At 43.4% G+C, this 15,298-nt stretch carries 12 protein-coding genes; 6 read left to right on the top strand and 6 right to left on the bottom strand.

Translation table 11 applies throughout. From position 1 onward, the window contains the following. Positions 1-78 precede the first annotated feature (78 nt). The 3 genes from GO495_RS19440 (at position 79) to GO495_RS19430 (ending at position 5,877) form a co-directional block, all read left to right on the top strand. Positions 79-3,591 (top strand): SusC/RagA family TonB-linked outer membrane protein, encoded by a 3,513-nt coding sequence (locus GO495_RS19440; protein WP_157301378.1) that lies wholly within the window; start codon positions 79-81, stop codon positions 3,589-3,591. Positions 3,592-3,614: 23 nt separating this feature from the next. Beyond that, positions 3,615-5,069: a SusD/RagB family nutrient-binding outer membrane lipoprotein gene (locus GO495_RS19435; protein WP_157301377.1), complete on the top strand. Its 1,455-nt coding sequence runs from the start codon at positions 3,615-3,617 to the stop codon at positions 5,067-5,069. An 85-nt stretch (positions 5,070-5,154) separates the two neighbouring features. Continuing rightward, positions 5,155-5,877: a DUF2490 domain-containing protein gene (locus tag GO495_RS19430; RefSeq protein WP_157301376.1), complete on the top strand. Its 723-nt coding sequence runs from the start codon at positions 5,155-5,157 to the stop codon at positions 5,875-5,877. A gap of 57 nt (positions 5,878-5,934) precedes the next feature. Here the strand turns inward: GO495_RS19430 and GO495_RS19425 are convergent, their stop codons facing one another. Further along, positions 5,935-6,414, bottom strand: a complete 480-nt coding sequence (locus GO495_RS19425) for a YcxB family protein (protein ID WP_157301375.1) — start codon at positions 6,412-6,414, stop codon at positions 5,935-5,937. A 17-nt stretch (positions 6,415-6,431) separates the two neighbouring features. Continuing rightward, complete coding sequence (locus GO495_RS19420) at positions 6,432-7,013, bottom strand: hypothetical protein (protein ID WP_157301374.1); 582 nt, start codon at positions 7,011-7,013, stop codon at positions 6,432-6,434. A gap of 1,022 nt (positions 7,014-8,035) precedes the next feature. Between GO495_RS19420 and GO495_RS19415 the strand changes: the two genes are divergently transcribed. Beyond that, positions 8,036-8,791, top strand: a complete 756-nt coding sequence (locus tag GO495_RS19415) for a phosphoglycerol geranylgeranyltransferase (RefSeq protein WP_157301373.1) — start codon at positions 8,036-8,038, stop codon at positions 8,789-8,791. 68 nt (positions 8,792-8,859) lie between these two features. On the opposite strand, the gene GO495_RS19410 is transcribed toward GO495_RS19415, so the two are convergent. Together GO495_RS19410 and GO495_RS19405 are read right to left on the bottom strand one after the other, a co-directional pair. Further along, positions 8,860-9,588, bottom strand: coding sequence for a LytR/AlgR family response regulator transcription factor (locus GO495_RS19410; protein WP_089781012.1), 729 nt, complete (start codon positions 9,586-9,588; stop codon positions 8,860-8,862). A gap of 13 nt (positions 9,589-9,601) precedes the next feature. After that, positions 9,602-10,639 carry a sensor histidine kinase gene (locus GO495_RS19405; RefSeq protein ID WP_157301372.1) on the bottom strand — a complete coding sequence of 346 codons (1,038 nt, stop codon included), beginning with the start codon at positions 10,637-10,639 and terminating at the stop codon, positions 9,602-9,604. A 183-nt stretch (positions 10,640-10,822) separates the two neighbouring features. Here GO495_RS19405 and dxs point away from each other — a divergent pair, with 183 nt between their 5' ends. Next, on the top strand, positions 10,823-12,748 hold the full coding sequence (gene dxs / locus GO495_RS19400; protein WP_157301371.1) for a 1-deoxy-D-xylulose-5-phosphate synthase: 1,926 nt from the start codon (positions 10,823-10,825) through the stop codon (positions 12,746-12,748). A 75-nt stretch (positions 12,749-12,823) separates the two neighbouring features. Continuing rightward, positions 12,824-13,870 (top strand): ferredoxin--NADP reductase, encoded by a 1,047-nt coding sequence (locus GO495_RS19395; protein WP_157301370.1) that lies wholly within the window; start codon positions 12,824-12,826, stop codon positions 13,868-13,870. A gap of 5 nt (positions 13,871-13,875) precedes the next feature. Here GO495_RS19395 and GO495_RS19390 read toward each other — a convergent pair whose 3' ends face one another. Further along, entirely contained in the window at positions 13,876-14,244 is a 369-nt protein-coding gene (locus GO495_RS19390; RefSeq protein WP_157301369.1) for a hypothetical protein, read from the bottom strand. A 186-nt stretch (positions 14,245-14,430) separates the two neighbouring features. Next, entirely contained in the window at positions 14,431-15,141 is a 711-nt protein-coding gene (locus GO495_RS19385) for a pirin family protein (RefSeq protein ID WP_157301368.1), read from the bottom strand. Positions 15,142-15,298 lie beyond the last annotated feature (157 nt).

Below are 15,298 nucleotides of genomic sequence, written 5' to 3'. Positions count from 1 at the left end.
GTGGACCTAGATATCATACGATAAGACGGACACGGAAACCCGTCTAAAAAAATTTGTAACCTAATCTTTCAATACAAAATGAGAAGCCATGTACTTAACTGGTTATGGCTGTGCTGTGCCTTTTTCTGTAGCATTAGCCCTGCAAAAGCCAGCACAAGCGTTAACCAGCCCCTGTTGAACCTTACGTACTTTCAGCAGAAAGATACCACTGTTAAGCCAACAGCAACGCCCGTAGTCATCACTCCAAACACAGACACTACAGGTAAAGGCAAGACAGACTCTACCACTGCAACCAAACAGGATAGTACCAAACCTGCTGCCACAGCAGCAAAGGATACTACTGTAAAGCCAGGCAGTGATACTGCGTTAATAGTACCCGCCGACGCTAATACGCTTAAAAAAGAGATCGGTCAGTTCACTATCAGAGGCGTTGTAAAAGAACCCGCCGGTACACCGATTCCTGGCGCAAAAATAATGAACTCGGCTACGAAAGAAGCGGTAGCAGCCGGTGTAGATGGTAAGTTCTCCATAAAAGTATCTTCAAAAGATACCGTCAAAGTATCCGCTGCTTCCTTCGGTGAACAATCAATCCCCATCACTTCTCACGATTCATTAAAAATTACACTCACTTCTGCATCCACAGGTAAAAAACAATTACAGGAAGTAGTAGTGACTGCATTAGGTATTCAGAAGAACCCGCGCTCCGTTGGATATGCAGTGGAAGAAGTTGGTGGCAACGCTGTACAGGAAGCCAAAGAAGTAAATTTCGTAAATGCACTTTCTGGTAAAGTCCCCGGCCTGCAAGTCAATACCAATACAGGTTCAATGGGAGGGTCCACCAAGATAACCATCCGTGGCCCCAAATCTATATTAGGAGATAACAATGCCTTTATAGTAGTAGACGGTACTCCTATTGTAAATAATAATACCAATGCTGCCGGACAACAGAATGGTGGTGGTGGTTATGATTTTGGTTCCTCTCTGCAGGATATTAATCCCGAAGATATTGAGAACATCTCCGTATTGAAAGGTGCTGCTGCTACTGCCCTGTATGGTAGTCGTGGCGCAAATGGCGTACTGCTGATCACTACTAAAAAACGTCCGGATGTTCCTGGTGGTATAGGCGTTACTTATAGCATCAATGCACAGGTAGACCAGGTGTCTGTATTACCTAAATATCAGAACGAATATGGTGGTGGTACCGGTGGTAAATTCGATACGCTCTATTATAATCAGCACCCTGAAGGATTCATCGACGAAGCACATGCTACTTACGATGACAACAACGGTAAGGGTCGCTATGACCTGTTGGTAAAATATGCAGATGATGCTTCCTGGGGACCAAAATTATCAGGACAACAGGTACGGCATTACTGGTCATGGGATAAAGATAAAGGCAATCCTAACTTCGGACAGACAGCTCCATGGGTAGCACATCCCAATAATGTGAAGGATTTCTACAGATCGGGGTTCACACTCACCAACAATATTGCAATAGCCGGAAATGATGATAAAGGTTCCTTCCGTTTGTCTTACGGAAATATGAATCAGAAATTTATATTGCCAGGCGCTTACATGACACGTAATAATATTGCTTTCAGTGGCAACTACGAAGTGGCAAAAGGATTAACGGGAACAGCTTCTGTAAATTATAGTATGCTGGATGCAAAAGGCAGACCTGGAACAGGTTTTACCGGTCCCAACCCAACACTGCAGTTCACGATGTATGGTCAGCGCCAGTTAGATAACGAAATGGAAAAACGTTATCAGTATGCAGACGGATCACAAATCACCTGGAACAGAAAATCATGGAGCGATCCCACACCGGCGTCCAGCAACGGGCCATACTGGAACCGTTACATGGATTATGAATCAGATAGCCGTAACCGGTTGTATGGAAATGCAGGACTGGACTATGAAGCAAACAAATGGTTAAGTTTCAGCGGCAGGGTATTTATGGATGATTATAATACACTGGAAGAAGAAAGGACCGCTAAAGATTACTTTGTTGGTTCTTATATCAAACGCGTTCGTACCTCCAGGGAAATGAACTATCAGTTAACGGCTAATATAAAAGCAGATATTTCCAGTGACCTGAAATTTAATGCATTAGTGGGTGGTAATGTCATGCATCGTAAATGGACCACCACAGGAGGTTCCACGACAGGTGGTCTGACCATCCGGGGTGTATATAACCTGAATAATTCTGTACAAACGGCCACCCCGATCGATGAATTCTATGAAAAGCAGATCAACTCTACTTTTGCGACCGCATCATTCGGATATAAAAACCTGTTGTTCCTTGATCTGACCGGCCGTGCTGACTGGAGCTCCAGCCTCATAAGTAAAAATAATCCTTACATATATCCTTCAGCTTCTGCAGCCTTTGTGTTTTCAGACCTGCTGAAAACCTGGAAATGGCTCAGCTTCGGTAAGCTGCGTGCAAGTGTATCCATGGTGGGTAATGATACAGATCCTTACCAGATCTATGATACTTATGATTTTATACCTCCTTTTGGCAGTAACCCTGCAACACAGTTGTCTTCTACCAAATACAATAAAACACTCAAACCTGAACGTAGCCGGGAATATGAAACAGGGATACAGGTTAAGTTTTTTGATAATCGTATTGGTGTGGATTTTACTTACTATGACCGTGTTACAAAAGATCAGATCATTCCTTTACCCGTTTCTTCTGCCACCGGATTTGTAAATACAATTGTAAATGGTGGTAGTGTGCAAAACCATGGTATAGAAGTAGGAGTTGACCTGAACCCTGTCCGCCTGCAAAACAGCTTCCGCTGGGATATCAGGGCTAACATTGCACGTAACAGGAACAAACTGCTGAACCTTGATATCGATCAGTACCAGACCTCTCTTCCTGTATTATTAATCGGAACAGACCGTCGTACTCAGAAAGTATCCGTGGCCGCTTATGTAGGCAAACCACTGGGTACATTACTGGGTACAGATTATGTATATAATGACAAAGGACAAAGGATAGTGGGAGATAACGGCATTTATATGATCACACCTAATCCTGTTCCTATCGGAAACGCCTATCCTGATTACACAGGTGGTGTAACAAATTCCTTCTCGTATAAAGGTATTTACCTGTCTGCACTGGTAGACTTTCAGCATGGTGGTGATTTCTTCTCATACACCAACATGTATGGCAAAGGTTCCGGTCTGCTGGATATCACAGCAGCCAATGGTGTACGTGAAAAAGGTATCATTGCAGAAGGCGTAACAGCTGATGGCAAGCCAAATCAGACAGTACTGGATGCCGCAACCTACTTCCAGAGCAATGAGGGTAAACTGTTAAGCAGGGCCAACCTGTATGACGCCAGTTATATATACCTGCGTGAAGTGAAACTGGGTTATAATTTACCTGCGGCATGGTATAAAAAAGTACATGCACAGAATGCCCGTCTTTCTTTATACGGACGTAACCTGTGGCTCATAAAATCAAATGCACCCAATGTAGACCCATCCAACATTCTTAACTCTGCCTCGAATGTACAGGGTATAGAGGGTGGCGCATTACCATCAGTAAGGTCATATGGAGTTAACCTGAACATTTCATTTTAAATTTTATGAAAATGCTTAATCGAATGCTAAAATATAGTTGTCTTATTTTATTATCCGGTCTCCTTTTAGCGGCCTGTAATAAACTGGATGATATCAATCACAACCCGACAAAACCAACGACCTCAGATCCTGCTTTCCTGCTTACAGGTGCAGAAAAAAGTGCGATGGACATTTTGTACAGCACATTACAGAATGGATATTTCGCGATGCATTATGCACAATACTGGTCTGGTAATTCAAGAGTGGCAGACAGCCAGTATGCAATTGACGAAGGAAATAACGCAGCTTTCTGGACCGCCTTGTATAAATCATTATATAACCTGGAACAGATCATTCAGCTGAATAATGAAGCAGGTACCAATCCGGCGGCCGTTAATCAGAATGCCATTGCTACAATCCTTAAAGCGTGGCTATTTCAGGTACTGACAGACACTTATGTGAATGTGCCTTATACGGATGCATTAAAATTAAGTACGAACATTGCGCCGAAATATGATGATGCAAAAACCATTTACAGTTCACTGGCAGATACACTGCAGGCTCAGATAAATGTACTGGATGAATCAAAACCAACTTTTGGCGCCGGAGATGTTATTTACGGTGGAGATGTAGCTTCATGGAAAATACTGGCACATTCATTACTGCTGCGTTTAGCGATCCGTATGGCAGATGCCGATCCTGCAAAAGCAAAAGGTCTTATAGAGGCAAATTACCAGGCTGCAATGACCAGCAATGCTAATAATGCACAGGTTATATATCCGGGTGTTACTCCTAACAGGTTCCCTATGGATGAAACTGAAAGGTCTATTATCGACTTCTTTGTAAGCACTACACTGGTAGATTATATGAAAAGCGTGAATGATCCCCGGTTGCCTGTATATGCAAGACCAACAAAGAACAATCCGGCAAATTTTGTAGGCTTGCGTTATGGGACTACCGCGAATGATCCATCCAGGACATCACTAACAGCGGATGATCTTTCTTTTCCTGGTACCAAGATCTATTCTTCTGCCATGCCTGCTATCTTAATGGCCTACCCCGAAGTAGAATTCATACTGGCAGAAGCGGCAGCACGCGGTTATACAGTAGGTGATGCTGCTACTCATTATACAAATGGTATCAAAGCATCTATGGATTTCTGGAGCATTACCACCGGTGTAGATGAATACATTGCCGGTGTTCCTTACAATGCTGCTGACTGGAAAAATGTAATCGGCACCCAGAAATGGCTGGCATTATATCCACAGGGATTCCAGGCATGGTTTGAACGCATCCGCCTGGATTTCAAAAAACCTGGTGGTGACTCATTATTCCTGGCGCCTTACAACGGTTCTTTAGATCCTAATGCACCGTTTGTACCTTACCGTATTACTTACCCCACCGGTGAACAAACACAGAACAAAGCCAGTTATGATGATGCGGCGGCGGCGATTGGCGGAGACACCAAAGGCACTAAAAACTGGTGGTTGAAATTCTAACATATACAACTGGTCAACAATCAATCGTACATCCCGGGCTATCGCCCGGGATTTTTTTATATTTTTACCGGATCAACGGAACTATATGCGAAAGAACATTTGTCTGCTGGCTATATGCCTGCTTTGGAGTATTGCACAATTGTCTGCTCAGAAATTAAACCAGGCTTATCAGAACTGGTACGCCTACTTTGGTACTGCCCAACTGGATAAACACTGGTCTGTCCCTTTCGATTTCCAGGCCAGGATCCGTAATGGCATCAGCGACAAAGGACAGATCCTTAACCGCGCCGGGCTGCAATACATGCCAGGTACAAAGGCCGGTTACCTGCTGGGATATGCATATGTAACTACTTACAGTGATGGCGCTGCTGCTTGGTTCCCCGAACATCGTATATACGAACAGTTTATCTATAAACACTCCAACTCCAGGTTTACAATGACGCACAGGGTACGGCTGGAGGAACGCTGGGTAGGACAGAAGACAACTGTACACAATAATGTACAAAGCTGGAAGTACGGTCATCGCCTGCGTTATTTTAACCGCACGCAATTCCCTATTCGTAAAGAAGAGAAGACGACGCCATTCTACTTAGCATTGCAGAATGAATTCTTCATGAACCTCTGGAACAATAAGATCAATGATAAATTTATAGATCAGAACCGTTTCCTTATTACACCAGGATTTGCATTACAACCCAATCTGAAACTGGAAGCCGGTTATATGAACCAGTTTATACAACCGGCAACAGGAGACAAAACAATGAATCACATTTTACACTTTGCCGTATTTCATAACTTCTCCTTATAAAAAGAAAAAGCTCCTTATTGTTATTGAGGAGCTTTTTCTTTTTATGCTTTAACTTTTTTATGGAATATTATTCTTCGCTAACCTGCCAAATTCTTTCTGTTCGGCTTCTGTTTCAAAAGCGCTGGTAGGCACCAGGAAAAAATTCTTTTTACCACGATAAAGAAAAAAGAAGTTCTTCGCTTCTATCACTTTGGTAAAATTACTCCAGGATAATTCTCTTTGGAATTCGCTGCTACGTGTAGAAATGATGATACCTTCTTCAGAATAACGAAGACGGATATCGTCTTTAAATGTAGCGGCTTTATTATAGATAGATACTGGCAGAAGGTACCAGAATACGAGTGTAATCAATATGATCATAGCAACAATACCCAACATAGCCCCAACAGTTACTATACTATAGGCATAGCCTGCTACTGCTACTGTCAGTAGAATAAACAGTGTATTGCGGAAAACTTTCGTTTCACCCTGCTGCATGAAATGATAGCGCAATGCATTCAATACATCCTCCTTATTATAACTAAACTCCAAATGCATTATGGCAAGACAACAATTTATTTAGTAACGGGAAGAGTCATCTGACTTTCCATATCATCCCTGACACTTACAGGAGCATATTTTTTATGGTTGGCTACAGGCTGTTTCTTAGGTGTAGCGGCAGTGTTTGTACCATCTGTGAGATCATCCTCACTTAAACCTGGAAAATTATTCTTTACGAACTGGAAATACTGCTGTAAGGTTTTAGCATCTACCTTAAAAGGAAAGGCTACCTCTTTTCCGGTTGTTTTCAGTGTTTCGCTGTTATTTACACGGGATTCATTCTGTAAATACCATTTATACAGATCAAGGACCCCTTTTTTCAGTTCTTCTTCATACATTTTATCACCGTCCTGATCTTTGGGCAACATCCACACGTATTCTTCTACCCGGCTGGGACGTATAACATTCTTGTTTGCAGCCTTATCAGAACTATCGCAGTTAGCGGCTTTACACCCAGTAGCTGACTTCTCCCCCTCTTTTTCCTTCCCCTTCTCCTTTAGCTTATCATTTTCTCCTTCCTTCCTTCCGCTGGCGGCGTTGGCTGATGCGGCTGTGGCAATTACTACCAACAGCAGAAACAACAGCTTTTTCATCATATATTAAATTTGTAAGACTAAAAATACAAAATCCAAATTATAAAACCCAATCTAAAGTACCTCAAAAACAAAAGCAATGGATAAACCATTGCTTTCGAGAGTCATTTTTACGTGCATGAGGATTCACGCCTGTAGTAATATTTGGTTTTTCATAGGACAGTAACCATAATAAAATTAATACAAAAACAAATATAAATAAAATTTATAGTGAGATAGTATCTTGTATATTAGTCAGAAATATTTCATTTTATTAGATCAACGAGGGTAAAAAAAGAAAAAATATAATAAAATGATAAAAATTTCAACTTAAAGTTGTAACATGTAATAGAATTATAGTCGGGAATGTATTTATCAGCCAACGATGTCAGCAGTGAATAATAAGAGCAGGAACATGCTAAAACCAATAAACAGCGAAAATAAAAGGAGAATTCTCTAAAAATAAGCAGGAATCTGATTGTGGGGAAAAAAGTAAGGGCACCTGGAAAGGCGCCCTCAATTTGTTACTATCCTATGAAAACCCTATTTGAATACAAATGTAAGGGCATGTTATTTTTCTTTGAAATTTTAAGGCCTCAATAACAAATCATTAACAAAGGGTTCAGTGTAAGAAACGCTAAAACCAGCCACCACACTCACTTTCAGGCAATCTCAAAAACTGACTGATTTCGTTAATTTACCTGAAAACCATGCTGTTAAAGCCATTCCAACCTTCTTTAACACATCTATAACACATTAAAAAGTAGCAATATGCAGTACCAGCGGCCTCATCTCCTGCAAATTTTCTGTTGCTCAAGCCAGCAAAAAAATATATTTTTATTGCATATGAGTAAAAAGTAACCTTTTAGCCAGTTATCCGTTTCTCTGTGGAGAATGGCCTAATGCTTGTACGTTAAGACAAATAAAACCCGGGCGGGCAGTGCATTTTTTCGAATCAAAAATGAATCGCATGCATATTTATCTAACAATGTGACTTATTACCGAAAAATTTATACATTTGCGACAACCGGAACAATGCTATTTTAATGCTCAATAAAATCTACAATTCCTTCATCGAAAAGAAAGCAAAGGGTGTTAAATCTTTTGCGGTTCTAATTGATCCGGACAAGGTTACTCCTGCTGGAATAACCGACCTGGCTGCAAAATGCATTGCTGCTAAAGTCGATTATATTTTTCTCGGCGGTAGTCTTGTAATTACTCATCACCTCGATGAGTGTGTTCAGCAGCTTAAAAGCAGCTGTGACATTCCGGTAGTTTTGTTTCCCGGAAGCCCTTCCCAGGTTTCCCGCTACGCAGATGCGCTGTTGTACCTGTCCGTTATATCAGGCCGTAATCCGGAATTACTCATTGGTCAGCATGTTTTATCCGCCCCTGCGGTAAAGAAAAGCGGACTGGAAGTAATTTCTACCGGTTATATGGTCATTGATGGCGGTGCCCCAACCACTGTTTCATACATCAGTAATACCAGCCCTATCCCTGCAGACAAGGACGATATCGCCATGTGTACAGCTATTGCCGGTGAAATGCTGGGTATGAAAGTAGTCTATATGGATGCCGGCAGCGGTGCCCGTAAAGCCATCACCGAAAGCATGATCGCCCGCGTGGCCAGCCAGGTAAGCGCCCCCATTATCGTTGGCGGCGGTATCCGTGACGCTGAAAAAGCCTACCTTAACTGCAAAGCAGGGGCTGATATCATCGTAGTAGGGAACGCTATTGAGAAAGATACCTCTCTCATCAAAGAAATTGCCGACGCCGTGCATGCCGCACCCGTCTTTAAATAATTAATTCTTTCTGTAAAAGAAAAAGAGAAGGCCAGCTAATGCTGGCCTTCTCTTTTTATACAATTGTCCTACAAACTCATCATCTCCTTAAACTTCACCGCCTGCCGGCGACTCACTTCAATCTTTTCCCCTCCACGCATTTCCAGTAATAACCCGCCGTTAAAGTAAGTATCTATCTTCTCTATCATCCGCAAATTCACAATATGCTTACGGTTCGCCCTGAAAAAAGTCCGCTCGTCCAATCGCTCTTCCAACGCATTCAAAGACTTCAGTATCAAAGGTTTATTCCCTTCAAAATACACCCTGGCATAGTTGCCCACACTCTCAAACAAACGGATCTCCTGCAGTTTCACAAACCAGCAGCGATCTCCGTCTTTTACAAATACCTGGTCGTTCTCAGAAAGAATGGTGCGGATAGCGCCCACTTCCGCCTGTCTCTCCTTCTCTTCCAGCTGATGCAGCTTATGGATCGCATCCGCCAGTCTCTTCGGCTCTATAGGCTTTAACAGGTAATCCAGCGCATTGTATTCAAACGCCTTCAAAGCATGCTCATCATAAGCCGTGGTAAAAATCACCTGCGGGGCCTTTTCCAGTTCTGCCAGCAGGTCAAATCCTGTCTTGTCAGGCATCTGTATATCCAGGAAAAGAAGATCGGGATGCAGTGTTTCTATCTTCTCCAGACCATCTTTCGCATTTACAGCTTCCCCTACTACCACTATCTCCGGATGATCTGCCAGTAATTTCTTCAGTTCACTTCTGGCCAGGCGTTCATCATCAATGATTAAAGCTTTTTTCATGAGCTACTATTATTTAAAATAACGGCATAATTACTTTCGCTTCTACCGTTTCGTCGTTTTTGTTATAAATATCGAAGGATGCTTTTTTGCTGTATAGCAGGCTTAACCTTTGCCGGGTACTTTGCAGACCAAACCCATGCTCTGACCGCTCTTCCGTTATCTGTCCCGTATTCTCCACCGTGATCTCGTGCTGCATATTCTTCACATAAGAGCTGATGATCACCATTCCACCTGTAATAGTACGGGAAATACCATGTTTAATCGCGTTTTCGACCAATGTCTGTAACATCATAGGAGGAATAGGCAACACCAGCGTTTCCTGGTCAATGTTATACCTTACCTGTAATCTTTCTTCAAACCGTATCGTTTCTAATGCAAGGTAATCCTTTACTATATTCAACTCATTTTCCAGGCTGACGGTTTCTGCCTTTTCCACCTGCATAGAGCTTCGAAGGATGTTAGACAGCTCCGTAATAGCCGTTCTGGCCCTTTTAGGGTTCTCATCCACCAGCGCCCTGATACTGTTGAGGGCGTTAAAAATAAAGTGTGGATTCAACTGCGCCTTAATCGTTTTCAGCTCCAGTTCCTTTACCGTACTCTCCAGTTTCAGCTTATCTACCTGAGCGTTGCCGCTCCTTTCTATATAATGCCATACAAAGTAGATCAGCCACCAGATAGCCGTAATCAGGAACATGGATAACAGGTAATTCACCGTTTTCGTATCCGTAAATCCCTTTTGCTGCCAGGAATGGCGGAAAAAGTTCCCTACAATGATATACTCCACATAAATAAAGACCCCGGAACTTACCGTTAACAGAATAAAGAGCAACATCTGCGCCTCATAACTGTACTGAAACCAGTTGATACGCACCAGGATACTCCTGGATACATGCGTAGCTACAAGCCCGCAGCCCATAATAAGCAACAGATTGATCACATAAGAGGTTTCTACGTCACCCGCAAATGAATAGGCAAAGAAGATATTGACCACGAAATAAGCCAACCACCCCAGCAACTGGCACCACCAATATTTTGATATTCGTTTAAACATCTATCCTGAAATTAGTAAACTACTCCTACATTTCAAAAATAGCGTTGCCGTCCCCCCACCTGAACCCAAATGTTATGAGTGGGTGAGCAGATGTGCAGATGTGATAATGTGCAGATGAATGGATTCTGGACATGTGCACATTAATCTGTATTTTTGCTCATTAAAATCCTGCATCCAATTAGTATGAATATAACGCCGGGCCCCCTGTTGGGCAAGATCGAAACCCCTACGGACTTGCGGAAGCTGAGTAAAGAGCAGTTGCATGAAGTGAGCGAAGAGCTCCGCCAGTTCATTATTGACGTAGTAAGCGTACATGGCGGGCACTTTGCGGCCAGCCTGGGTGTGATTGAACTGACCGTAGCGTTGCATTATGTATTTAATACCCCCTATGACCAGCTGGTATGGGATGTAGGACATCAGGCCTACGGACACAAAATACTGACCGGACGCCGGGACGTATTTCATACCAATCGTAAGTACAAAGGCCTCAGCGGCTTCCCTAAAAGGGATGAAAGCCCCTACGATACCTTTGGTGTAGGACACTCTTCCACTTCCATCTCCGCTGCCCTGGGCATGGCCATCGCTTCCAAATACAAAGGAGAAGCCGACCGCCAGCACATTGCTGTGATAGGCGATGGTGCCATGACTGCCGGTATGGCCTTCGAAGCCCTCAACCACGCGGGAGTTGCCAATGCGAACGTACTCATTATCCTGAACGATAACTGCATGTCCATAGATCCGAATGTGGGCGCGCTGAAAGAATATTTAACAGACATCACCACCTCTCCAACCTATAACAAACTGAGAGATGATGTATGGCATATGCTGGGCAAACTGCCGATCGGCAAACGCTTTACCCGGGATATGGCATCCAAACTGGAAGCCAGCCTCAAAGGCGTAGTGTCCAGCTCCAGTAACCTGTTTGAAGCGCTCAAACTGCGTTACTTCGGCCCCATCGACGGTCATAACATCATCAAACTGGTTGATACCCTCCAGGACCTGAAGGATATCCCCGGCCCCAAACTGCTGCATATCGTTACCACCAAAGGTAAAGGCTATGCGCTGGCAGAAAAGGACCAGACCACCTGGCATGCACCCGGACTGTTCGATAAAATCACCGGAGAAATCTTCAAAAAAGTAGTAGAAACACCTCAACCGCCTAAATACCAGGACGTTTTTGGTCATACCCTCATAGAACTGGCAGAACTGAATAAAACCATCATGGGTATTACTCCTGCCATGCCTTCCGGTTCCTCCCTCAAATTCATGATGGAACAGATGCCGGACCGCGCCTTCGACGTGGGTATCTGTGAACAGCATGCCGTTACCCTCTCTGCCGGTCTGGCTACCCAGGGGATGCGCGTATTCTGTAACATCTACTCTTCCTTCTTCCAGCGTGCTTACGACCAGGCTCTCCATGATGTAGCCATCCAGAAGCTCCCTGTAGTATTCTGCCTGGACCGTGCGGGTGTTGTGGGTGAAGATGGCCCTACCCATCATGGTGCTTACGACATTGCGTACATGCGTTGCGTACCTAACGTGATCATCAGCGCCCCGATGAATGAGGAAGAAATGCGTAACCTGATGTATACCGCCCAGTTGCCAACCATGCAACAACCTTTTGTGATCCGTTATCCAAGAGGACAGGGTGTTATGCCGGAATGGCGTCAGCCGTTCAAAGAAATAAAGATCGGTACCGGTCGTAAGATCCGCAGCGGTAAGGATATTGCTATCCTCTCCCTGGGGCATCCCGGTAACTTCGTTACAGAAGCATGCAAAGAACTACTGGCAGATGGCTTACAGCCTGCCCATTACGATATGCGCTTTGTGAAACCACTGGACGAAGCCTTACTGCATGAGATATTCAGCGAATTCGACAAGGTTATCACGGTTGAAGATGCGGCTATCACCGGCGGGTTCGGTAGCGCTATCCTGGAATTCATGGCGCAGCATGGTTATAAAGCCAGCGTACGTATCCTGGGTATCCCGGATCGTATCATTGAACATGGCAAACCCGAAGATCTGCACCGCGAATGTGGTTACGATGCTACCGGCATCGCTAAAGTGGCCAGGGAAATGCTGAAAGATAAGATTACAGTTACTGCCTGATAAGGTTATACAATAAGTAAAAAAAACAAAAGCCGGGGCGTATGCGCTTCGGCTTTTGTTTTTTACTTTTATCCGATGAACGAACTGTACTTACGTCTCCAGATAAAAGAGGTCATCCGGGAAACAGCTGACGCATTTACTTACATACTGGAAGGAGCACCTTTCTCCTATCTTCCGGGGCAGTTCCTTACCTTCCTCATCAATTTACACGGTACAGAATACCGCCGTTCCTATTCATTCAGTTCCACCCCCGGTATTGATCCTTTTCCGGCCGTTACGATAAGAAAAAAAGAAAATGGAGAGATCTCCCGGCACATCCTGCGCAACTGGAAAGCAGGGGATACTATCACCTGTATACAACCTTCCGGCAGGTTCACACTGAACGATCATAAAAACAAAAGAGATATCTTTTTATTCGGCGCCGGCAGTGGTATCACGCCACTGTTCTCTTTGCTGAAACACATTCTGCATACCGAACCGGATACACACGTAAAACTAATATACAGCAACACTTCTCACGAACGTACGATCTTCTATCATCAACTGCAAAAACTGGAAAAGCAATTCAACAGCCAGTTACATTTAATGTATTTCTTCAGCAATGACAATGAAGAAAACAAGTCAGCTTACAGAAGACTTAGCAATATTCTATTAGAGCCTCTCGTAAAATCGCAAATGCGCTTTAATCATTCAGATGCACAATTCTTCGTATGTGGCCCGCCCGATTACATGCGCATGATTATGCTCACGCTCACCTTCATGGGCTTTGCAGAAGAACAGTTACACAAAGAGAACTTTGTAGTGAACACCTCTCCTCAGTTAGCCAGGATGGGTAAACCGGATGATAATACGATAAAGGAAGTATTGCTGAGAACAAATAAAGGAGAGTATCATTTATCCGTACCAGGCAACATGACAATATTGAATGCTGCACTGGCACAGGGGCATCCCCTCCCATATAGCTGCAGGGGCGGGGTATGTGGATCCTGCACGGCCCGTTGCAGGGAGGGGAAAACATGGATGGCCTGGAATGAAGTATTAACGGATAAGGAACTTGCACAGGGATTTATACTTACCTGCACAAGCTATCCGGTAACTCCGTCAGTCGTAATTGAAATTTGACTAGGTTATGAGAAGGCGATAAACTCACCAAACTCTTTCTGTAATTCACTATATAATTTCCTGAATGTATGCATGCGGTCATTCAGCGTTTCAAGGTTATCTACCGGCCTGTCATCATGTAACACAGGTAGCTTGCCATTGATCTTTTTTGCGGATTGCCTGAGGTCGTGGTGCATTTCATCAGCTACTTCCATCTGCCGGATAAACTGATTCTGAAAATGTTCGATCTGAACTCGGTCATCTTCATCTGTAGTGCGTAATACCGCCTGCTCAAGCTGGCTACGCATAGACCGGATGGCATCTCTTGCAGATTCTACTTCTGCCTTCCAGTCATTAATCTGTTCAAGCTCTGAAATTTGAGCGGAAACTTCCATATGTATTGATTTTAGCGTGAATGATAAGAAAAACAATCTTTCTGTCGCAAATACAATAGCCTGTTAGTACGTATTTCTAAGTTACAAACCTTTTTACAATTAATAAAAAAGGGTTATCACCGGACTGCGCCGTGATAACCCTTTCCAAAATAATTTATACATCCAAATTATCTTTTAATACAGATATTAGTTCATTGGAACATCAATCAACAAAAACTCTGTTGCTTTAAGTGCCTTCACCGTCACCTTATCAAAATCTGTTAACCCAATAGCATCGCGGCGTTGCAGCACTTCTCCGGCTACTTCCACCTCTCCTTCCAATACTAATAAATAACTTCCCTGCTGTGCCATTTTCGATACAATGTCCACAGTATTACCTGCATCAAATTTCCCTAATGAAAACCATGCGTCCTGGTTAATGAGTAACGCACCACTTTCATGTTCAGGAGACACGACTACCTGCAATTTATTATTCCTTCCGGTAGGCTCAAATGCCTGCTGCTGATACCTTGGCGTGATATCACGTAATTTAGGGAACACCCATATCTGTAAAAAACTGACAGGATCAGTTTTCGATGCATTAAATTCTGAGTGTACAATGCCTGAACCAGCACTCATAATCTGTACTTCATTTGTACGGATCACTTCATGTCTGCCGGTATTATCGCGGTGCTCCAATGCTCCATGTAAGGGAATGGAAACTATTTCCATATTATCGTGCGGATGTGTACCAAAGCCCATACCGCCCTTTACCATATCATCATTTAATACACGCAATGCGCCAAAATGAATACGTTCCTCGTTGTAATATCCTGCAAAACTGAATGTATGATAACTCTGCAACCAGCCATGATTTGAAAAGCTCCGGGACGCTGCCCTGTGAATGATCTTTTCCATAACAATATCTCCTTTTTTCTACTACAAAGGTCCTGATATATTGTTATGCAGGGAATGGATGGATTAAAGAAAAGAGTGGATAATTTGACGTTTGCAAGGGAACAAAAATAGTGCTCCAAAAGTCGATAGCTCCGTTGGGCACGACGTGTTTGTAACA

Origin of the sequence: Chitinophaga oryziterrae (genome assembly GCF_009758125.1) — a bacterium.
GTDB lineage: Bacteria > Bacteroidota > Bacteroidia > Chitinophagales > Chitinophagaceae > Chitinophaga > Chitinophaga oryziterrae.
Note: the sequence above shows the minus strand (reverse complement) of the source record. Positions and strands in the feature narration are given on the sequence as shown.